The 21353-nt window shown below is 69.8% G+C and carries 15 protein-coding genes; 2 read left to right on the top strand and 13 right to left on the bottom strand.

The genetic code is table 11. From position 1 onward, the window contains the following. The first annotated feature begins 279 nt into the window (after positions 1–279). Together rpoB and ACIQK6_RS28325 are read left to right on the top strand one after the other, a co-directional pair. Entirely contained in the window at positions 280–3762 is a 3483-nt protein-coding gene (gene rpoB / locus ACIQK6_RS28320; RefSeq protein ID WP_030008451.1) for a DNA-directed RNA polymerase subunit beta, read from the top strand. A 97-nt stretch (positions 3763–3859) separates the two neighbouring features. Beyond that, on the top strand, positions 3860–7759 hold the full coding sequence (locus tag ACIQK6_RS28325; RefSeq protein ID WP_329099600.1) for a DNA-directed RNA polymerase subunit beta': 3900 nt from the start codon (positions 3860–3862) through the stop codon (positions 7757–7759). A 97-nt stretch (positions 7760–7856) separates the two neighbouring features. On the opposite strand, the gene ACIQK6_RS28330 is transcribed toward ACIQK6_RS28325, so the two are convergent. From ACIQK6_RS28330 to ACIQK6_RS28390, 13 genes are all read right to left on the bottom strand, one after another. Then, on the bottom strand, positions 7857–10319 hold the full coding sequence (locus ACIQK6_RS28330; protein ID WP_329099599.1) for a YfhO family protein: 2463 nt from the start codon (positions 10317–10319) through the stop codon (positions 7857–7859). A 135-nt stretch (positions 10320–10454) separates the two neighbouring features. Then, complete coding sequence (locus ACIQK6_RS28335; protein WP_329107720.1) at positions 10455–10715, bottom strand: hypothetical protein; 261 nt, start codon at positions 10713–10715, stop codon at positions 10455–10457. Next, complete coding sequence (locus ACIQK6_RS28340; protein WP_402695689.1) at positions 10715–10996, bottom strand: hypothetical protein; 282 nt, start codon at positions 10994–10996, stop codon at positions 10715–10717. Before ACIQK6_RS28340 ends, ACIQK6_RS28335 begins: the two co-directional genes overlap by 1 nt. A gap of 65 nt (positions 10997–11061) precedes the next feature. After that, positions 11062–11952 carry a peptidoglycan-binding protein gene (locus ACIQK6_RS28345; protein WP_329099597.1) on the bottom strand — a complete coding sequence of 297 codons (891 nt, stop codon included), beginning with the start codon at positions 11950–11952 and terminating at the stop codon, positions 11062–11064. 229 nt (positions 11953–12181) lie between these two features. Further along, a complete protein-coding gene (locus ACIQK6_RS28350; RefSeq protein WP_329099596.1) occupies positions 12182–12547 on the bottom strand; it encodes an ATP-binding protein in 366 nt (121 codons plus the stop codon). Between the two features lie 16 nt (positions 12548–12563). Beyond that, positions 12564–13280 (bottom strand): hypothetical protein, encoded by a 717-nt coding sequence (locus tag ACIQK6_RS28355; protein ID WP_329099595.1) that lies wholly within the window; start codon positions 13278–13280, stop codon positions 12564–12566. Continuing rightward, positions 13280–14389 carry a hypothetical protein gene (locus ACIQK6_RS28360; RefSeq protein WP_329099594.1) on the bottom strand — a complete coding sequence of 370 codons (1110 nt, stop codon included), beginning with the start codon at positions 14387–14389 and terminating at the stop codon, positions 13280–13282. Before ACIQK6_RS28360 ends, ACIQK6_RS28355 begins: the two co-directional genes overlap by 1 nt. Beyond that, positions 14386–15483 carry a hypothetical protein gene (locus tag ACIQK6_RS28365; RefSeq protein WP_329099593.1) on the bottom strand — a complete coding sequence of 366 codons (1098 nt, stop codon included), beginning with the start codon at positions 15481–15483 and terminating at the stop codon, positions 14386–14388. Before ACIQK6_RS28365 ends, ACIQK6_RS28360 begins: the two co-directional genes overlap by 4 nt. Positions 15484–15600: 117 nt before the next feature. Then, positions 15601–16785 carry a hypothetical protein gene (locus ACIQK6_RS28370; RefSeq protein ID WP_329099592.1) on the bottom strand — a complete coding sequence of 395 codons (1185 nt, stop codon included), beginning with the start codon at positions 16783–16785 and terminating at the stop codon, positions 15601–15603. 46 nt (positions 16786–16831) lie between these two features. Then, complete coding sequence (locus ACIQK6_RS28375) at positions 16832–17743, bottom strand: phage distal tail protein (RefSeq protein ID WP_329099591.1); 912 nt, start codon at positions 17741–17743, stop codon at positions 16832–16834. Between the two features lie 49 nt (positions 17744–17792). Next, positions 17793–19076, bottom strand: a complete 1284-nt coding sequence (locus ACIQK6_RS28380) for a tape-measure protein (RefSeq protein WP_329099590.1) — start codon at positions 19074–19076, stop codon at positions 17793–17795. Continuing rightward, the gene (locus tag ACIQK6_RS28385; protein WP_329099589.1) at positions 19073–20272 is read right to left on the bottom strand and encodes a phage tail protein; all 1200 of its coding nucleotides are present in this window, start codon (positions 20270–20272) and stop codon (positions 19073–19075) included. Before ACIQK6_RS28385 ends, ACIQK6_RS28380 begins: the two co-directional genes overlap by 4 nt. Positions 20273–20309: 37 nt before the next feature. Next, positions 20310–21263, bottom strand: coding sequence for a hypothetical protein (locus ACIQK6_RS28390; RefSeq protein ID WP_329099588.1), 954 nt, complete (start codon positions 21261–21263; stop codon positions 20310–20312). Positions 21264–21353: the final 90 nt, after the last annotated feature.

Consider the following 21353-nt stretch of genomic DNA (forward strand, 5'->3'; position numbering starts at 1 on the left):
CGCAGCGTTGGACACAGTGTTGGTTGAACGACATGGGGAAGGCCTGTTGCCGGTTTCCGGAAACCTGGTCTGGACATCAGTGAGCCGAGTGGCTACACTGACCCTTTGCGCTGCCTGTTAGCTGTCCCCTGCCCGTCGCCAGGGACATGCCCACGCTTGAGCACACTTGATTGACCCGCCCTGACCTGGCCTTTTCGGTTGGATTCGGGGGGCTTGTCTTCTGTGTCTGCTGGGACCGGTACGCGCGTAGTGAGTCCGAGCCCTCGGAAGGACCCCCTCTTGGCCGCCTCGCGCAACGCCTCGACCAATACGAACAACGGTGCCAGCACCGCCCCGCTGCGCATCTCCTTTGCAAAGATCAAGGAGCCCCTCGAGGTTCCGAACCTCCTGGCGCTGCAGACCGAGAGCTTTGACTGGCTTCTCGGCAATGCCGCCTGGAAGTCTCGCGTCGAGTCGGCGCTTGAGAGTGGACAGGACGTCCCCACCAAGTCCGGTCTGGAAGAGATCTTCGAGGAGATCTCGCCGATCGAGGACTTCTCCGGGTCGATGTCGCTGACCTTCCGCGACCACCGTTTCGAGCCGGCGAAGAACTCTGTCGACGAGTGCAAGGAGCGCGACTTCACGTACGCGGCTCCGCTGTTCGTCACCGCCGAGTTCACGAACAACGAGACCGGAGAGATCAAGTCTCAGACGGTCTTCATGGGCGACTTCCCGCTCATGACCAACAAGGGCACCTTCGTCATCAACGGCACCGAGCGTGTCGTCGTGTCGCAGCTTGTCCGCTCCCCTGGTGTCTACTTCGACTCCTCCATCGACAAGACGTCCGACAAGGACATCTTCTCCGCCAAGATCATCCCGTCCCGGGGTGCCTGGCTGGAGATGGAGATCGACAAGCGCGACATGGTCGGTGTCCGCATCGACCGCAAGCGCAAGCAGTCCGTCACCGTCCTCCTGAAGGCTCTCGGCTGGACCACCGAGCAGATCCTCGAGGAGTTCGGCGAGTACGAGTCCATGCGCGCCACCCTGGAGAAGGACCACACCCAGGGTCAGGACGACGCGCTGCTCGACATCTACCGCAAGCTGCGTCCGGGCGAACCGCCGACCCGCGAGGCCGCTCAGACGCTGCTCGAGAACCTCTACTTCAACCCGAAGCGCTACGACCTCGCCAAGGTCGGCCGCTACAAGGTGAACAAGAAGCTCGGCGCCGACGAGCCGCTCGACGCCGGTGTGCTCACCACCGACGACGTCATCGCGACGATCAAGTACCTGGTCAAGCTGCACGCCGGCGAGACCGAGACGACCGGCGAGTCCGGCCGTTCGATCGTGGTCGAGACCGATGACATCGACCACTTCGGCAACCGTCGTCTGCGCAACGTCGGCGAGCTCATCCAGAACCAGGTCCGCACGGGTCTGGCTCGTATGGAGCGCGTCGTCCGCGAGCGCATGACGACCCAGGACGTCGAGGCCATCACGCCGCAGACCCTGATCAACATCCGGCCGGTCGTCGCCTCCATCAAGGAGTTCTTCGGCACCAGCCAGCTGTCGCAGTTCATGGACCAGAACAACCCGCTCTCGGGCCTGACCCACAAGCGCCGCCTGTCGGCGCTGGGCCCCGGCGGTCTGTCCCGTGAGCGGGCCGGCTTCGAGGTCCGTGACGTCCACCCGTCGCACTACGGCCGCATGTGCCCGATCGAGACCCCTGAAGGCCCGAACATCGGTCTGATCGGCTCGCTCGCCTCCTACGGTCGCGTCAACGCGTTCGGTTTCGTCGAGACCCCGTACCGCAAGGTCATCGACGGTGTCGTCACCGACGAGGTCGACTACCTGACGGCCGACGAGGAAGACCGCTTCGTCATCGCCCAGGCCAACGCCGGCCTGTCCGAGGACATGCGCTTCACCGAGAACCGCGTGCTGGTGCGCCGTCGTGGCGGCGAGATCGACTACATCGCCGGCGACGACGTCGACTACATGGACGTCTCCCCGCGCCAGATGGTGTCCGTCGCGACCGCGATGATCCCCTTCCTGGAGCACGACGACGCCAACCGTGCCCTCATGGGCGCGAACATGATGCGCCAGGCCGTTCCGCTCATCAAGGCGGAGGCCCCGCTGGTGGGCACCGGCATGGAGTACCGCTGTGCGGTCGACGCCGGTGACTCGATCCGTGCGGAGAAGGACGGTGTCGTCCAGGAGGTCTCGGCCGACTACATCACCGTCGCCAACGACGACGGCACGTACACCACGTACCGCGTCGCCAAGTTCTCCCGCTCGAACCAGGGCACCTCGGTCAACCAGAAGGTCATCGTCAACGAGGGCGACCGGATCATCGAGTCCCAGGTCCTCGCCGACGGTCCCGCGACCGAAGAGGGCGAAATGGCCCTCGGCAAGAACCTGCTCGTCGCGTTCATGCCGTGGGAAGGTCACAACTACGAGGACGCGATCATCCTGTCGCAGCGCCTCGTGCAGGACGACGTCCTCTCCTCGATCCACATCGAGGAGCACGAGGTCGACGCCCGTGACACCAAGCTGGGCCCCGAGGAGATCACCCGGGACATCCCGAACGTCTCCGAGGAGGTCCTCGCCGACCTCGACGAGCGCGGCATCATCCGCATCGGTGCGGACGTCGTCGCCGGCGACATCCTGGTCGGCAAGGTCACGCCCAAGGGTGAGACCGAGCTGACCCCGGAGGAGCGCCTGCTCCGTGCGATCTTCGGTGAGAAGGCCCGCGAGGTGCGTGACACCTCGCTCAAGGTCCCTCACGGTGAGATCGGCAAGGTCATCGGTGTCCGCGTCTTCGACCGCGAGGAGGGCGACGAGCTTCCTCCGGGCGTGAACCAGCTGGTCCGCGTCTACGTCGCCCAGAAGCGCAAGATCACCGATGGTGACAAGCTCGCCGGCCGTCACGGCAACAAGGGTGTCATCTCCAAGATCCTTCCGATCGAGGACATGCCCTTCCTTGAGGACGGCACGCCGGTCGACATCATCCTGAACCCGCTGGGTGTCCCGTCCCGAATGAACCCGGGACAGGTCCTGGAGATCCACCTCGGCTGGCTCGCCAGCCGCGGCTGGGACGTCTCCGGGCTCGGCGAGGAGTGGGCCGAGCGTCTGAAGGTCATCGGGGCCGACCGCGTCGAGCCCGGTACCAACGTCGCCACCCCCGTGTTCGACGGTGCCCGCGAGGATGAGCTCGCCGGCCTGTTCGAGCACACCATCCCGAACCGCGACGGTGACCGCCTGGTCCTCCCGTCCGGTAAGGCGCGCCTGTTCGACGGCCGCTCCGGCGAGCCGTTCCCGGACCCGATCTCCATCGGGTACATGTACATCCTCAAGCTCCACCACCTGGTCGACGACAAGCTCCACGCTCGGTCGACCGGTCCGTACTCGATGATCACGCAGCAGCCGCTGGGTGGTAAGGCACAGTTCGGTGGCCAGCGCTTCGGTGAGATGGAGGTGTGGGCGCTCGAGGCTTATGGCGCCGCTTACGCCCTCCAGGAGCTGCTGACCATCAAGTCCGACGACGTCACCGGCCGCGTGAAGGTCTACGAGGCCATCGTCAAGGGCGAGAACATCCCCGAGCCGGGCATTCCCGAGTCCTTCAAGGTGCTCATCAAGGAAATGCAGTCGCTCTGCCTCAACGTGGAGGTGCTGTCCTCGGACGGCATGTCCATCGAGATGCGCGACACCGACGAGGACGTCTTCCGCGCGGCGGAGGAGCTCGGTATCGACCTGTCCCGGCGCGAGCCGAGCAGCGTCGAAGAGGTCTGACGGGCCTGACGGGGGGCTCGCTCAAGAGCCCCCCGTCATCCCCGGGACCGTTCAGACCATGATTGAGACTCGACCCCGAAAGAGGGATTGACGCACAGTGCTCGACGTCAACTTCTTCGACGAGCTGCGGATCGGCCTTGCCACCGCGGACGACATCCGAACCTGGTCGCACGGCGAGGTCAAGAAGCCGGAGACCATCAACTACCGCACCCTCAAGCCCGAGAAGGACGGACTCTTCTGCGAGAAGATCTTCGGTCCTACCCGGGACTGGGAGTGCTACTGCGGCAAGTACAAGCGTGTCCGCTTCAAGGGCATCATCTGTGAGCGTTGTGGCGTCGAGGTCACGCGCGCCAAGGTGCGCCGCGAGCGGATGGGCCACATCGAGCTCGCCGCTCCCGTCACCCACATCTGGTACTTCAAGGGCGTCCCGTCGCGCCTCGGATACCTGCTGGACCTCGCGCCGAAGGACCTCGAAAAGGTCATCTACTTCGCCGCGTACATGATCACGTTCGTCGACGACGAGCGTCGCACCCGCGACCTCCCGTCGCTGGAGGCGCACGTCTCCGTCGAGCGCCAGCAGATCGAGAACCGCCGTGACGCGGACCTCGAAGGCCGTGCCAAGAAGCTCGAGACCGACCTGGCCGAGCTCGAGGCCGAGGGCGCGAAGGCCGACGTACGCCGCAAGGTGCGCGAAGGTGCCGAGCGCGAGATGAAGCAGCTCCGTGACCGCGCCCAGCGCGAGATCGACCGCCTCGACGAGGTGTGGGCCCGCTTCAAGAACCTCAAGGTCCAGGACCTCGAGGGCGACGAACTGCTCTACCGCGAGCTGCGTGACCGCTTCGGCACGTACTTCGACGGCTGCATGGGCGCCGCCGCGCTGCAGAAGCGGCTGGAGTCCTTCGACCTCGACGAGGAGGCCGAGCGCCTCCGCGAGATCATCCGTACCGGCAAGGGCCAGAAGAAGACCCGTGCGCTCAAGCGCCTCAAGGTCGTCTCCGCGTTCCTGCAGACCAGCAACAAGCCCAAGGGCATGGTTCTGGACTGCGTGCCGGTCATCCCGCCGGACCTTCGTCCGATGGTGCAGCTGGACGGTGGCCGCTTCGCGACCTCCGACCTGAACGACCTGTACCGCCGCGTGATCAACCGCAACAACCGTCTGAAGCGCCTTCTCGACCTCGGTGCCCCCGAGATCATCGTGAACAACGAGAAGCGCATGCTCCAGGAGGCCGTGGACGCCCTCTTCGACAACGGTCGTCGTGGTCGTCCGGTGACCGGTCCCGGTAACCGTCCCCTGAAGTCCCTCAGCGACATGCTGAAGGGCAAGCAGGGTCGATTCCGTCAGAACCTCCTCGGCAAGCGCGTGGACTACTCCGCGCGTTCCGTGATCGTCGTCGGTCCGCAGCTGAAGCTGCACCAGTGCGGTCTGCCGAAGGCCATGGCGCTGGAGCTCTTCAAGCCGTTCGTGATGAAGCGCCTGGTCGACCTGAACCACGCGCAGAACATCAAGTCGGCGAAGCGGATGGTCGAGCGCGGCCGCACGGTCGTCTACGACGTCCTCGAAGAGGTCATCGCCGAGCACCCGGTCCTGCTGAACCGTGCGCCCACGCTGCACCGCCTCGGCATCCAGGCCTTCGAGCCCCAGCTGGTCGAAGGCAAGGCCATCCAGATCCACCCGCTCGTCTGCACCGCGTTCAACGCGGACTTCGACGGTGACCAGATGGCCGTGCACCTGCCGCTCTCCGCGGAGGCGCAGGCCGAGGCCCGCATCCTGATGCTGTCCTCGAACAACATCCTCAAGCCGGCCGACGGCCGTCCGGTCACGATGCCGACCCAGGACATGGTCCTCGGTCTGTTCTTCCTGACCACCGACGGTGAGCTCCGTGACACCAAGGGCGAGGGCCGCGCGTTCGGCTCCACGGCCGAGGCGACCATGGCGTTCGACAACGGCGAGCTCGCGCTCCAGTCGTCCGTCGACATCCGCTTCCCGGTGGGCACCATCCCGCCGCGCGGCTGGGTGGCGCCGGTCGCCGAAGAGGGCGAGCAGGAGTTCCAGCCGGGCGACAGCTTCCGTCTGAAGACGACCCTGGGTCGCGCGCTCTTCAACGAGCTGCTGCCCGAGGACTACCCGTTCGTCGACTACTCGGTGGGCAAGAAGCAGCTCTCCGAGATCGTCAACGACCTGGCGGAGCGCTACCCCAAGGTCATCGTGGCGGCGACGCTCGACAACCTGAAGGCGGCCGGCTTCCACTGGGCGACCCGTTCGGGCGTCACCGTGGCCATCTCCGACGTCGTCGTGCCCGAGGCCAAGAAGGCCATCGTCGCGGGCTACGAGGCGCAGGACGAGATGGTCCAGAAGCAGTACGAGCGCGGTCTGATCACCAAGGACGAGCGCACGCAGGAGCTCATCGCGATCTGGACCAAGGCGACCAACGAGGTTGCCGAGGCGATGAACGCGAACTTCCCCAAGACGAACCCCATCTTCATGATGGTTGACTCGGGTGCCCGAGGAAACATGATGCAGATGCGACAGATCGCCGGTATGCGTGGTCTGGTGTCGAACGCGAAGAACGAGACCATCCCGCGTCCGATCAAGGCGTCCTTCCGTGAGGGCCTCACCGTTCTGGAGTACTTCATCTCCACGCACGGTGCCCGTAAGGGTCTGGCGGACACCGCCCTGCGTACCGCCGACTCGGGTTACCTGACCCGTCGTCTGGTGGACGTCTCGCAGGACGTGATCATCCGCGAGGAGGACTGTGGCACCGAGCGCGGTCTGAAGCTGAAGATCGCCGTTCGCGGCGAGGACGGCGTGCTGCGCAAGGCCGACGACGTCGAGACCTCGATCTACGCCCGCATGCTGGCCGAGGACGTCGTCATCGACGGCAAGGTCATCGCGCCGGCCAACGTCGACCTCGGTGACGTGCTCATCGACGCCCTGGTCGCCAACGGCGTCGAGGAGGTCAAGACCCGCTCGGTCCTGACCTGTGAGTCCGCGGTCGGCACCTGTGCCTTCTGCTACGGACGCTCGCTCGCCACCGGCAAGCTGGTCGACATCGGTGAGGCGGTCGGCATCATCGCCGCCCAGTCCATCGGTGAGCCCGGTACCCAGCTGACGATGCGTACCTTCCACACCGGTGGTGTGGCCGGTGACGACATCACGCAGGGTCTGCCGCGTGTCGTCGAGCTCTTCGAGGCCCGTACCCCGAAGGGTGTCGCCCCGATCTCCGAGGCCGCCGGCCGCGTGCGGATCGAGGAGACCGAGAAGACGAAGAAGATCGTCATCACGCCCGACGACGGCAGCGACGAGACGGCGTTCCCGATCTCGAAGCGCGCCAAGGTCATCGTGCACGAGGGCGACCACGTCGAGGTGGGCCAGAAGCTCACCATGGGTGCCACCAACCCGCACGACGTGCTGCGCATCCTCGGTCAGCGTGCCGTCCAGGTCCACCTGGTCGGCGAAGTCCAGAAGGTCTACAACTCGCAGGGCGTGTCGATCCACGACAAGCACATCGAGATCATCATCCGGCAGATGCTGCGCCGCGTGACGATCATCGAGTCCGGCGACGCGGAGCTCCTGCCGGGCGAGCTGGTCGAGCGGTCGAAGTTCGAGACCGAGAACCGTCGTGTGGTCACCGAGGGCGGTCACCCCGCCTCCGGCCGTCCGCAGCTGATGGGTATCACCAAGGCCTCGCTCGCGACCGAGTCGTGGCTGTCGGCGGCGTCCTTCCAGGAGACGACCAGGGTTCTGACGGACGCGGCGATCAACGCCAAGTCCGACTCCCTGATCGGCCTCAAGGAGAACGTCATCATCGGTAAGCTCATCCCGGCCGGTACGGGCCTCGCCCGCTACCGCAACATCCGGGTCGAGCCCACCGAAGAGGCCAAGGCCGCGATGTACTCGGCCGTCGGTTACGACGACATCGACTACTCGCCCTTCGGCTCCGGCTCCGGCCAGGCAGTCCCGCTGGAGGACTACGACTACGGCCCGTACAACGGCTAAGAGCTCGTAAGAAGAAGCCCCCCGCCACTCCGTGAGGAGCGGTGGGGGGCTTCCTCGTTTCCGAGGTCCCGTGAAGGGCGTACCCGCCGGGACCCGGTCAGGGGCCCTCGGCGCGGCGGCGGCGCAGGCCGGCCACCGTGACCGAGGCGAGGGCGAGGAGGCCGAGGGCGCCTCCGGCCAGGCCGGGGGCGAGGCCCTTCGGGGTGAAGGTGCAGGAGACCTTCCGCGTGCCTTCGGGGAGGGCCACGGAGACCAGGCCGTGGAAGTCCTCGACCGGGGCCGAGCAGCGCCAGCCGGGGACGTCCGTCATCGCGAAGACGGCGGTGCCCCGGGCGCCCTCGGGGAGGGTGGCCTCGATGTCGTGGCCGCCGGTCCGCACCGCGGTGGCGCCGGTTGCCTTCAGGTGCGCGACGGCCCGGTCGAGGGCCGCGCGGTCCAGACAGCCCAGCGGGTGCGCGCCGGCGTCGGCGCCCCGGGTGCGGGTGCGTACGGTCACCTTGACCAGGCCGGAGGCGGGGACCGGGCCCAGCGGGGTGACCCCGGCCATCCGGTCCTTCAGCAGCTTCTCCGTGCCGCCGGCGAGGACGGTGCCGTACAGGGCGGGGGAGTACCAGTAGGCCCGGGAGCCGGGCGTGCAGCGGGCGGCGTAGGTCTGCTCGGAGGCGCTGCCGCCGCGGGTGACCGGGGGGACCTCGTGGACGGTGGCGCCCAGCGCGTTCTCCTGGCGGGCGTAGACGCTGTCCTGCGGGTTGGGCGAGGTGTAGGGGCCGGTGCGGAGCGTCACCAGCGGGGGCGCGGGGAACTTCGCGGCCGTCCAGGTGCCCGGAGCGGTCCCCGGGCGCACCCGGGCGCCGATCGAGAAGATCGCGTCGAGGACCGGGCTGTCGGCGCCGAAGAAGGTCCGGCCGTCGTTCTTGTAGCCGTAGCCGAGGGGTTCCAGCGCCTTGTACGTGGCCGCCGGGAGGTAGCTGCTGTAGGACTGCGGCCCCTCGGCGCGCAGCGCCAGGGCGTCGTTGTACGAGGTCTGCGGCGCGCCGGAGTCGGTCCGGTAGGCGGGCCAGCCGGCCACGCCCCGGACGGCGTCGAGGTGTCCGGCGATCGACCGGTTCGAGGTGGGGATCGGCTTCGCCCAGCGTTCGCGGGAGCGGCGGGCGTCCGCGTTCGCCGCGGCGACGGTGGACTCGGCGAAGACCGCTCCCACCATCAGGACCGCGGCCACCGGGATCAGGCGGCGGCGCTTCTCGCCGAGGCCCAGCAGCACCAGGGCCAGCAGGGAGAGCGCGCCGCCGCCCAGTACGGCGGGCCAGGTCCAGCCGCCGAAATCGTCGGTGCGGCGCAGCACGAAGGCGGCCGTGACCAACAGGGCCGCGGCCAGGGCGAGATGGAGCGGGCGCGGCCGGGCGGCCAGCGCCAGCCAGGCCAGGACGACCACCATCGCGCTGAAGACGAAGGTCTCGCGGTACGGGTTGCCGTTCGGCACCGCCAGCCCGTGCCACACGTACTGGGTGGGCGGGAACTGGAACGAGAGGGCGACGAGCAGGGCCGCGGCCGCCCACACCAGTCGGGTCTTCTTCGCGACGGACGTGTTCAGGACGAACGAGCCCGCGAGGATCAGGCCGAGGGAGGCGACGTAGAGGCGGGGGCGGCCGCCCCACAGGTGGGTGGCGGGGATCAGACCGGAGAGGAAGACCTCGATCCGGACGGGGTCGAAGGCGGCGGCCCTGGTGGGCTGCGCGGCGCCGCTCGACAGGAATGACGGCAGCAGGAGCGGGAGGGTGAGCAGGATCCCGGTCCCGGCGGCCGTCGCCGCGCGCCACAGGGCGCGCAGCCGCTGCCGGCCCGTCATGTCCAGGGTGATCAGCCGGACGGCCAGCAGCACGCAGGCGGCGATCGTGGCCATCATCGCGGTGTAGAAGTTCCCGTACCAGGCGAGCGTCACCAGCAGGGCCGCCCCGGGCCAGCGGCGCTCCTGAAGGCACCACTCCACGGCGATGCCGAGCATCGGGAGCGCGACCAGGCCCCACAGCCACATCGGGATGTACGAGGCGTCGCTGAGCGCCCATCCGCAGAGCCCGTAGGCCGCTCCGAGGACGCCGCGCTGCCACCAGGGGCCGGGGTGCAGCCTGCCGAGGTAGACGGTCATCACCGCGGCGGCGGCGCCCGCCGTGATCGGGGTGATCGCGAAGACGGCCAGGTCGACGTGGGCGCGCGGGACGAGGACGGCCAGCCAGGAGAAGGGATTGCCGAGGTAGGTGTGGAAGTCGGACAGGAACTGCTGTCCGAAGCCGCTGCGCCAGGTGAAGAGCAGGTCGCCGGCGGCCTGCCCGTGGACGAGGTCCCACAGGGCCCGGTGGAAGGGCACGTACTGGTTGGCCTGGTCGTTGACGGCGCGGCCGGTGTCACCGAAGGGGTAGGTGCCGCGTGCGGCCCAGGCCGCGCATAACGCGGCCGAGGTGACGAGGAAGGCCAGCAGGGGCCCGTACGACCGGGCGGTCCGGCGGGGCGCCGGCCGGTCCCGATCGGGGGGAGGGGAGCCGACGGTGGTCGGTTCTGGTGCCACGGTCTCCAATGGCCTGCTCCCTGCCGGTCGACATTTCGCCCGTGGCCGGGCAAGCCGCCAGTTTAGGGCGCCGGGATGGGGCGGCCCGCAGGGCGGGCCGCCCCGGAACCCCGGTGTCCACGGGCTGTTGACGGCTTACTGGGCGCTGATCTGCCAGGCCGTGACGGCGACCGCGGAAACGGCCGCGAGCGCGGTCACACTGGCGAGTGGCCAGCGGGAGCGCTCCAGGGCGTCGAGCCGTGACTCGTGGTCGGCGAGCTGCCGGTCGGTCTGGTCACTGCGCTGCACGAGCAGGGCCAGCGAGCCGTCGACCCTGGCGAAGCCGGCTTCCATGGTGCCGCGGAGCCGTTCCAGTTCCACGGCGACGGACAGCGGGTCGGGCGGGGTCGGCTCCATCACGCGCTGTTCTCCTCGTCCCGCGGGTCGCGGGCGAGCAGGACGCGCAGCTCGCGGTCGGCGTCGTACGGCTGCTCGGTGCGCAGCCAGCCGGGCAGCAGGGCCTGTACGCCGGGGACGGCCATCACCCGGGTGAGGACGCCGGCGGCGGCCAGGGCGGTGGCCACCCAGGGGAGGGTCGCGGGGATTCCGGAGGCGTCCACGGTGGCGGGCAGCAGGACGGCTATCGCCAGGGCGCTCTGGAGGACGGTGCGCAGGGTGCGCTTTCCGGCTTCGGACATGGGGGCCTTCTTTCGTGCGGTGCGGTGCGGTGAGGGGTGGCGTCGGTTCGGCCGGCCCGGCCGGATCAGCCGGAGTACGGGACCTTGAGGGCGTCCCAGGAGGTACGGCCGGGCCAGCCGTCGGCGTCGGCGCCGCGGAAGCCGAGCTTGTGCTGCCACCTCGCGTACGAGCGGCGGTCGGCCTCCGACCAGCGGGGGCCGGGGCCGACGGAGTACGCGGAGCAGCCCTCGGCGACCAGGCGGCGGCCCATGGCGGTCACGATCGGCGAGTTCGGGGAGGCGGTGAAGAAGCCGGAGCCGGGGAAGGGCTGGTAGCGGGTGCCGGTGCCGTCGCCGCCGGTGCCCGGGGCGGGCGGGGTGGGCTTGCCGGTGAGGCGGGCGGCGATCCGGGAGCGCAGGGCCTCCATGGTGAAACCGCGCGGGTCGACCTTGGTGTTGGTCCACTCCTTGTGGCCGATGACGGAGGCGGCCTGCCAGCCGTGGGCGCGGCACAGGGCCGCGGAGGCGCGCTCGATGGCGTCGAGCTGGGCTTCGGGCCAGGGGTCGGTGCCGTTGCCGAGGTTGACGCACTCGAAGCCGTAGAAGTGGGCGTTTCCGTCGGTGTCGTTGCGGCGGGGGCTGGGGAGCGGGGCTTCGGCGGCGACGGCGTCCAGGACGTCGCCGTCGCCGAAGCCGGCGTGGTTGGTGCGGCCGTGGCCGATCAGGTGGATGGTGCCGGCCTTGTCGATGACGCCGTGGCAGAGGGGGCCGGGGAGTTCGGCGTAGCCGTCGCGGCACAGGGCGACGCTGGAGGCCGAGCCGGCGCTGACGGTGTGGTGGATCACGATGCCGTTGACCGGGCCCCAGGCGCCCCTGTGGTTGCGGTTGTGGGTGCGCCAGCCGGGGTGTTCCTGGACGGTTACCCCTTCCGCGCGGAGCGCGGCGAGGAGGGTGTCGGCGGTGAGTGGAGTGGCCATCTGGATCTCCTTCGGGCATGCGAAAGCCCCGGCCGGGGCGGTGGCTCGGCTCGGGGCTGGGGGTACCGGTGGCGGGGCGGGGGTCGGAGATCGGGGCTCCGCCCCGGACCCCGCGCCTCAAACGCCGGCGGGGCTGGCTGTGGCCGGCCGGGCTTGGAGGTGCCTGGCGGGGCTGGACGTGCCTGGTGGGGCTGGATGCGCCGGGCAGGGGTCGGGAGGGCGGCCCGGTTTACGGGGTGGTGGGGGTGAAGCTCGCGCAGAGGGTGGTGTAGGCCGTGACGCGGGCTTCGAAGTCCGCCAGGGCGGCCGAGACCGCCGTGGAGACGGCGGTCTGGTCGGGCAGGACCGGGCCCGTGGGCGGGGGGTTGAGGACCACTTGGCCGGAGCCGCGGAGCTGGGCGCCGAGGTCGCCGTTCTCGGTGAAGTGGGCGGTGACGTAGACCGCCGGGTAGCCGCTGACCGGGTCCGGTTCGAGGGCGCCGCCGAGGCCGGCGTCGTACACGCGGACCTGGATGGTGTGGCCGTGCTCGGTGACGGTGGCGCGGCCCGCGTAGTCGATGGCGATGCCCCAGGGCTGGGTCGGGTCGATGTTCATGGGTTCTCGATTCGGGTTAGCTCTGGGTGCCGTAGAGCATCATCGGCTGGACGTATACGAGGCCGGTGCCGCCCGTGACCATGGCCTGGATCTCGATCTTGACCACGCTGCCGAAGCGGGCGTTGACGTCCGGAGCGACCTTGCCGGTGTTGTCGAACACCGTCGGCGTGGTGACCTCGGGGCCCCACGGCTCGCCGTCGACGAGGACCCGGATCTTGCCGGTGACGCCCGCGGCGGCCGCGGTGAGGCAGTAGAGCCGCATCTTGGGCTGCCAGATCGGGTTGAACGAGCGGGCGACGGTGGTCCAGCCGGTCGCGCTGGTCTGCGGCCAGCGGGTGGTGCCGGTGTCCTGCGGCGGCAGCATGCCCAGCCACGGCCGGGCGAGGCCGCCGGTGACCACGTCGTCGGCGACGATTTCGTTGTTGAACGAGTCGAACACCCGGAAGGCCTGGTCGTAGTCGCCGGTGGAGACGTTGCGCACGCTCAGCGCGGTCTTGCCGCTCTTGCGCTTGATCTCCAGGCCGTACTCCGTCGGCGACCAGGCCCCGACACCGAGGATCTTGGTGCCTTTCACGGGCTCCACCACGGACAGCGAGCCGCCGTCGCTGATCCTGACCTCGCCGCCGGAGATGGTGTTGAGCGCGGGGCGGGTGTTGACGGCCGTGGACAGCTGCTGGATCCGGCGTTCCATGGCGGTCAGCCGGTCGATGATGTCCTCGGGCAGCTGGGGCATCAGGCCTCCTCAAGGTAGAGCTCGGCGGTGTCCGGCCGGCCCCGCTCGGGCGGGGTGACCTTGGCGCCGATGATCCGGTAGCGGGCGTCGAGGCCTTCCGAGAACCACTCGTCGGTGATCCGGATGCGGGCGGTCCGGCCGAGCAGCGTCGGGGGGACCATCTCGCCCAGGCGGATGGTGATCGCGGGGATGACGACGGCTCCGCGCGCCTGGGCCAGTTCGGCTTTGGCGAGCGAGGTCAGCACGTTCTTGTCCGAGACCTCGTTGTGGTCCGAGGACAGGTCGATCCGCGGCCAGCCGCCGGTGATCAGGTCCTGGGCGACCTGCTCCGCGGAGACCACCGGCCGTGACTCCTCGGTCTGGTTGGTGTTGGCCGAGGCGCCGCGGGCCCGGGCGGTGGTGCCGCCGCGGGTGGCGTCGCGTGGGAAGGAGTACGAGAGGATCGCGCCGGGCCGGTCCAGTACGAGGTCCGTGGCGCCCGTGTGGATGCGCGGGCTGCCGAGCCGCAGCAGGCGGGTGCGGGCCCCGGTGGCCGGGTCGCGGAAGACGGAGATGTAGTGCTCGAAACCGTGCTCCCCGGAGGCCAGGAACTCGATCGCCTCGGAGTACTCGGTCTCGTCGCCGTCCCGCCAGGACGCCGTGCGGTACCGGTCGGTCATCACCTGCGGCTCGAACGTGACGCCGATGTCACCGCCCGGCGTGGCCTGCATCCGGCGCCACAGTTCTTCGGCGGCCTGCACCTGCTCCATGGACGGCGGGATGGTGATGTCCTCGCGGATGCGGCGCCGGGCCGCGTACGAGTCGAAGGTCGCGGCCTGGAGGGAGAGGCTGACCACGCCCCGATCGGTGCTCTGCAGGGTGCTGGTCCAGACGATGCCGCCCCACCACAGGTCGCCGCCGCGCTCCAGGTAGACCGCGGTGCGGCCCTCCTCGATGCGGGCGACGCGGGCGGCGATGGCGGAGTCCGGGATCGGGATGGTGCCGGACAGCGCGCCCGGCTTGCCGATGTAGTCGTCGATGGAGACGTCCCGCAGGGGCAGGATGTCGATGGTCCGGTCGGTCCGCAGATCGCAGAAGATCGCGCGGTAGGGGGTGTGGATGGTGCTCACTGGGCCGCCGCTTCGTAGGTGGCGCTGCCGTGGAGGGTGTGGCCGGCGGCCCAGGTCCACGGGGTGACGCCGTCCACGATGCCGGAGACCGCGACGGAATCGCCGGACGGCATGCCGGAGGAAAGCTCCAGCTCGAAGAACGTGGTCGAGGTGCAGCGGATCCTGGCCACAGCGCGCTCCCGTGTACCCATCGCCAGGTCGGCGAAGCCGACGCACTTGATCGCGGACGCGGCCTTGACCGGAAGGGTGAACCGCCAGTTGTCGGCGGCGCTGGCGCCGGCACCGAAATTGGTGGTGGTGCCAAAGGTGAAGGCGAAGTTCATGTGCACGGTCGGGCCCTGCTGGATGTAGCGGGCGATGACCTCGGCGTTGCCGAAGGAGGGCGTGGCGTTGCCGGTGAAGGTGGTCCACACCGGTGTCCAGTTCTGCCAGGTGGGCTTCGGCGGGTACGGCATCCAGGCCGTGCCGTCCCAGCGCTGCAGGCCGCCGTCGATGTCCCGGTACTGGCCCGGGTAGGCACCGATCGCGGTGTCGCCGGTGACCGGCAGGATGCCGCCGAGCCCGACCGTGGTCGTGCGCTGGCCGACCAGGGCGTTGGTCCAGTTGATCCCGCCGTTGCCCGCGCTGGCGCCGGCCGGGACGGCGACCGTGTAGAGGGCGAGGGAGAGCGCCGGGGTCGCGGGGGCGACCGGGGTGGCCGCCGGGACCCCGGTGATGATCTCGACCGCTGCGTCGGTGCGCCCGGACGCGTCGTACTCGTTGTCGCGGACGCGCAGCACGATCAGGTCGATCCGGGGGTACTGGGCGTGGCCGTCGGCGAACGTCAGGCCCAGCGTCTGGGTGAGCGCGACCGGGTAGGCGCCCTGGGCGTCGGTGCCCTGGATGACCGCCCGGCCCGGGTGGACGGTCGCACCCATCGCGGTGGTACCCATCACGGTGAAGCCGGAGATCCGCCACTTGCCGTCGGGGGAGCCGGGCAGGATACCGGACCGGGTGGCGACGGGTGAGGTGGGGGTGAGGGCGCCGAAGGAGGCGACGCGGGTGTCGGAGCGGGTCTGGCCGGTGACCGGGAGCCAGGCGGAGCGGACGTTCACGGATTTCTCCTGGGGTTCTCGGGGTGGAATAAGGAACGGGCAGGGCGGGTGGGGCAGCCAGGGCGGCCTTCGGAGCGGCGGGCTCCCAGGGCCGCGGGGCCCTGGATCAGCGGGGTCCTAGATCATCGGCTCGACGCGGAGGAAGAGGTTGTCGAACCAGGTATCGACGCCCGGGATGCTGACGCGGTGCATCAGGGTGACCGCGTAGGGGAGGTCGGCGCTCAGGCCGGACAGCCGCGTGGTGGTCGACGCCGAGGTGCCCGGGTCACCGGCGGTCATCACGGCCCGCTCGTCGTCCGGGGCCCAGATCTCGGTGCCCCCCTGGGTCACGCGTACGCTCGTGTACGCCGCCGCCTGGCTGTTGCCGACCGGTGACATGCGGGCCCCGTAGGTGAGGAGTACGGAACCCGAGGCCGGCGCCGCGAAGGTGACCTGCACCTGGGGGACGGCGCTCTCCTCCAGGGTCCGGGTGTAGGTGACGGAGGTGGTGGAGCCGCCGTCGAGGCTCTCGGCGAACTGCGGGCCGGGGAAGGCGGGCAGCCAAGCGGTGCCGCTCCAGCGCTGGAGGACCCGCTGCGGGGTGTCCCGGTACTGGCCCACGTAGCTGGCGGTCGTCACCGTGCCCTTGGGGGCGATGCCGCCCATGGCCGACGGGTACGGGACCCACGCAGTGCCGTCCCAGCGCTGGAGGGAGCCGTTGGAGTCCTGGTACTGGCCCGGGTACGCGCCGGGGGCGATGTCGCCGAGGACCGGCAGGATGCCGCCGACGGACACGGTGGGGACTCGCAGGTCGGTCAGGGCCGTGCCCCAGTTGATGCCGCCCTTGCCGGCGCTGGCGCCGGCGGGGACGGAGACCTTGTAGAGGGGGAGGGAGAGCGGGGGCGCCGCGGGGGCGACCGGGGTGGCGGACGGGGTGCCGCGGATGATCTCGACGGCGGCCTCGTACTTGCCCGAGGTGTCGTAGGAGCCGTCGTAGATGCGCAGGACTACCAGGTCGATGCGGTTCCCCAACGCGTCGCCGTCGGCGAAGGTGAGCGTCACGTCCGCGTCCAGGGTCACCGGGTACGCGCCCTGGTTGCTCAGCCCCTGGATGACGGCACGGCCCTCGTTGAGGGTGGCGGCCATGGCGGAGGTGCCCTCCATCCAGAAGCCGGAGACCCGGAACTGGCCGTCGTACGAGCCGGGCAGGATGCCGGAGCGGGCCTGGAGCGGATTGGCGGGGGTGGTCGCGCCGACCTGGGTGAGCCGGGTGTTCTCGCGGGTCTGGCCGGTGAGGGCCACCCAGCTGGAGTGCAGGGTCATGGGTTTCTCCGTTCATCGGTGTGGATCGGGTGGGCGGTGGTGCCCGCTACCACTCGGCGCTGCGCCAGCGGACGGTCATCACGGCGCCCGGCGCGGCGCTGTCCGGACGGAAGGACAGCTCGGCGACACCCGGCTCAAGGGCGAAGAGTTCCTCGGGGCTGCTGTCCGCGGTGGCCGTGTGGCGGCGCGAGGCGGTGCCGTTGAGGGTGACCGTGCCGGCCGCCGTGTCGACGACCAGCTCGTCGCCGGAGGTGAGGTCGATGTCGTACCGCAGGCGGCGGCGGGTGGTGCGCTCGGTCACCGACGGGGTGCTGCACGGGCCGCGGAAGGTGATCACCGGGTGGGTGGCGGCGGAACCGGTGTTCTCGGCCGCCGAGTCGCCGGTCTTGGCGGCCTGACCCCAGGTCAGGGGCCAGACCAGCGGCCAGGTCAGCCCGCTCTCCGGCTCCGGGGCCGGGACGATCGCGGACTGCTCGCCGATCAGGTAGCGGCGGGGGTCGGTGGCCGTCCACTGGAGGGAGGCCTTGGCCGCGCCCTGGGTGGCGTACACGCGGTCGGCGGGCAGCACGCGCTGGCTGATCCGGGCGCGCACGGCGAGGACCTCGCCGTGCATCCGTACGGCCAGCCAGCGTTCGGCGTCGCCCAGGGCCATCGCCTGGCGCAGGATGCGGACCGTACTCAGGGAGGCGCCCCGCGCGGGCGTCATCCACACCGTGCCGCCGATCTTGCGGGGCTTGGCGTAGCGGGCGCCGGGCCAGGCGCCGTGGCCGGTGGGGCGTTCGGCGTCGGAGCTGTCGTACTCCGGCAGGTCTTCCCAGCCGGTCAGTCCCGACCGGTCGACGGTGAAGGGGGTACCGGGCCCGAGAAGCAGTCCGGCCCACTGCATCTGCCCGTCCTGGGTGATGAGTGAGCCGGGTGCGTGGTCGGCGGTGTAGGTGTCTGTGATGGTCTCGGCCATGGCGGGCCGTCACCTCGCTCTCGGGGATGGGGCGGGGATGTCCGGTGGATCATGCGTGGGCGGCGGCGAGGAAGAGCAGGTCCTCGGCGGTCGAGCGGGGGCCCGCGCCCGCGGACTCCCGGTACTCCCGTATGCGGTGGGGGCCCTGGCCCGGGGAGGGCGGAGGCGCGGGTGCGACGCGACGGTGGTCGAGGTCGGATACGGGGTTGATCCGCGGGGCCGAGCCCATGGACATCGGCCAGACGACGCCGCCTTCGGCGAGCATCGGGATCTTGTCGAGGTCGACGCCGAACTTCTTGCCGAGGAGCTCGAAGCTGAGGTCCTCCAGGCCGTCGATGATCCAGTTGGCGAAGGCGATCATGCCGTTGAACGGGCCGGTGACCACGGCGAGCACGGCCTGCAGGCCGGTGGTGACGAAGCGGCCGATGCCGTTGAGGGAACCGGACAGCGACGAGCTCACCCGGGAGAACGCCCCGGGCAGGGTGCCGGTCAGGAAGGTGATCACCGGGCGGATCGGGGCCATGATCGCGTTGAAGGTGCCGGAGGCGATGCCGCGCAGCGCGTTGCTGGCCGAACCGGCGGCACTGCCGGTCCGGGAGAAGCCGTTGACGGCTCCGCGCAGACCGCCCACCACCGCCGAGATGACCTCGAAGTACGTCTTGAAGTACGTGGTCACGATCGTGCGGACGGTCGCGAGCAGCGGGGTGAGGAACTTCGCGTACTCCTCGAACACCTTGAGGACCACGGTGAACGTCTGCTCGATCAGGCGCCGGCCGGTCTCGGAGTTCATGGCGAGTTCGATGAGCCAGGCGCCGAGCGGGATGAGGATGCCGAGCACGAAGCCGATCGGGTTGGCCCGCATGGCCACGTTGACCGCGGTCATCACGACGGCGCCCACGGTCATGGCGATGCCGAAGGTGCTCATGAGCGTGGAGACGATCCCGATGGCCGGCAGCAGGCCGCCGATGACGGCCAGGACGCCACCGGTCTTCGCGGCCAGTTTCCGCAGCGAGGCCACGACCCCGCGGGCCCCGGAATCCACCCGCTTGGTGCCGGTGGCCGCCCGGGTCGCGGACTGGCCGAGCTTGGCCGCGGACGTGGCGGCTGCAGCGGCCTGGGTCTTCAGCCCGGCCAGCACCTTGCCGGCCTGGGCGGCCGCCGGCGCGAGCCGTGCCGTGTCGGAGGCGGCCTTCTTGACCGCGGAGCCGACCTGCTTCAGCGACGAGGCGACCTGGCGGGCGTTCCCGGTGGCCGCCCCGACCTGGGTACGGACACGGCCCATGGACCTCGTGAGGCCGCCGAAGGGGTTCACCGCGACGACGGCCGCACTCATCCGCGCGCCTTCGCCAGGTACATCAGCGCGTCGGCCGTGCGCTGCGGGTCGGTGTTCTGCGCGGCGTAGTAGTGCTCGATGTGCAGGGCGGAGCCCTCACCGGAGCCCGGGGCGGCGGAGGTCATCCGGGCGCGGGCGGCCGTACGGGCGAGCAGGCGGTCGAGCTTCGACAGCGGCAGCACGGCTTCGGCCTCGCCCGCCTCGGCGAGGATCGCCGGGACACCGCCGCTGCGCGGCATGACCACACCGCCGGTGGCGAGCATGGGGATGGTGGGCAGGCTGACGCCGAAGCTCTTGCCGCCGACGAAGGGGACCCAGCCGGGGACGCTGACGCGGATCCGGTTGATCCGGCTGATCATGGAGTTGATCAGGCTGATGACGGAGTTGATGGGGGACTTGACCGCGCCGACGATGGCGCCGAACGCGCCGGAAGCGATGCCCTTGAGCCCGCTCCAGGCGCTGGACATCCGGTCCTTGACGGCGTTGAAGGCGTTCGGGACGGCCGACTTGATCCAGTCGACCACCGGCATGATGACGGCCTTGATGCCGTTCCACACGCTGCTGATGACCGAGCGGACGCCGTTCATCACACTGGTGATGACCGACTTGATGCCGTTGAAGGCGGACTTCACGGCGTTGCCGATGGCCGAGACGATCGGCAGGACGGCGCTCTTGACGCTGTTCCACACCGACTTGATCAGGTTGCCGGCGCCGCGGATGATCGGGCCGATGGCCTTGATGACCGTGGAGATCACGGTCCGGATGGCGTTGAAAGCGGTCCGGATCACGGTCTGCATCGTCTTCGAGCGCATCGCCATTTCGACGATCTTCTCGATGAGCGGCATGAACAGTTCGATCAGGCGGGCGAGGAAGTTGCCCCTCATGGACTTGTTGAGCTTGTCCTGGCCCGAGGCGGCCCGGTCGGCGCCGGTCTTGAACCGGCCGAGCTGCGTGCCGGCCCGCTGACCGGTCTGGCCGGCCTTGGACATCGCCCGTTCGGCCTGGTCGGCGGCGGTCTTGAGGCTCTTGAGCTGGCCGGTGGAGCCCTGGGCGTTCGTACGGAGCGTTCTGAGCTGGCCCGAAGCACGGTTGCCGGCGTCGCCGACCCGCTTGACGGGGGCCGCGGCGCCGGAAGCCTGCGTCTTGAGGTTGCGCAGAGCGTCCGAGGCGCGCTTCGTGGAACTGGCGAGAGTCATGGTGGTCACACCTCCTTTGTGTGGTGAGGGCTGCGGATCAGCCGAGGGCGCCGGCGGTGGTCTGGGCCGACGAGATGACACCCCGCAGCGCGGGAGCCAGGGGCTGGAGGGCGCCGGTCAGTCTGCGGGTGGCGCCCTCGAGGCTGCTGGCGGCCCGGGCGCTGGCCCTCATGTCGCCCGACTTGGGGATGTCGGAGGGCTTGAGGTTCCGGAGGACGATCTTGAGGCGGAGGAAGGCCTGGGTCGCGTTCCTCACGTCATCGACCTTCAGCCGCTCGATCGCCCCCCTCAGCTTGTCGAGGGCGTCGGCGGTCTTCTTCAGCGCCGAGTGGTTCGTCGGGAGCTTCTTGGGGTCGAAGTTCCTGAGGGCGGTCTTGAGGCTCTTGATCGCATCGGCGGCCGCCGTGACCTCGGTGTTGTTCTGGTTGGCCACGGCATTCTTGAGCTTGCCGATGGCCGTCGCCCGGGCGGTCATCTCCTTCGCCTGGGGGAGTCGCCGCACCTGGTCGGCGTAGGTCTGCAGCAGCGGGTTCGTGTCGGTGAGCTCCCTGCGCAGCGCCTCCACCCGCTCCGGGGTCAGGTCCGCGGCGGCGCCTGGCGGCGCGCCGGTGAGCCGGGCCGGGAGCTTGCTGACGAAGCGGGCGGCGAGGATGGTGACGAGGATTCCGGCGGCGGCCGTGACGGCGTACGCCCACCACTGCTCGTGGTTCTCGAAGATGGGGCTCTTCTTGAGTGCGGCGGCGGCGGACTCGAGCCGCAGTTGCTGCAGCAGCTCGACCGCCAGGGGGTTGACGACCTCGTGATGGATGTCCTTGATGTCCTTGGCGATGGGCTCCAGGAGCGCAGCCAGGCTGACGTTCGTGACGAAGTTCGCCGCGCCCAGCTGCGCGACGAGCTCCGGAGGGTGCGAGGTGTACCACTCGAGCAGTTGGGAGGCGGTGAGCGGTTTCTCGCCCTTCGGGGGGTCCGGCGGTTTTTCTTCGGATATCACCCGTGAAGGCTGCGGGTCTTCGATTGCCATGGTGTTCCTCCGCTTCCGGCCGGTCGGGCCAAGCGCCAAGAAGCCCCCGCCGGTCGAACA

The sequence above is a fragment of the Streptomyces sp. NPDC091682 genome, from assembly GCF_044756625.1.
GTDB lineage: Bacteria > Actinomycetota > Actinomycetes > Streptomycetales > Streptomycetaceae > Streptomyces.

Bases quoted from the DNA above. Each gene is read 5' to 3' on its own strand.
- ACIQK6_RS28335 (WP_329107720.1), bottom strand. From the start codon at position 10,715: ATGGAGCCGACCCCGCCCGACCCGCTGTCCGTCGCCGTGGAACTGGAA.
- ACIQK6_RS28340 (WP_402695689.1), bottom strand. From the start codon at position 10,996: ATGTCCGAAGCCGGAAAGCGCACCCTGCGCACCGTCCTCCAGAGCGCC.
- ACIQK6_RS28345 (WP_329099597.1), bottom strand. From the start codon at position 11,952: ATGGCCACTCCACTCACCGCCGACACCCTCCTCGCCGCGCTCCGCGCG.
- ACIQK6_RS28350 (WP_329099596.1), bottom strand. From the start codon at position 12,547: ATGAACATCGACCCGACCCAGCCCTGGGGCATCGCCATCGACTACGCG.
- ACIQK6_RS28355 (WP_329099595.1), bottom strand. From the start codon at position 13,280: ATGCCCCAGCTGCCCGAGGACATCATCGACCGGCTGACCGCCATGGAA.
- ACIQK6_RS28370 (WP_329099592.1), bottom strand. From the start codon at position 16,785: ATGACCCTGCACTCCAGCTGGGTGGCCCTCACCGGCCAGACCCGCGAG.
- ACIQK6_RS28375 (WP_329099591.1), bottom strand. From the start codon at position 17,743: ATGGCCGAGACCATCACAGACACCTACACCGCCGACCACGCACCCGGC.
- ACIQK6_RS28380 (WP_329099590.1), bottom strand. From the start codon at position 19,076: ATGAGTGCGGCCGTCGTCGCGGTGAACCCCTTCGGCGGCCTCACGAGG.
- ACIQK6_RS28385 (WP_329099589.1), bottom strand. From the start codon at position 20,272: ATGACTCTCGCCAGTTCCACGAAGCGCGCCTCGGACGCTCTGCGCAAC.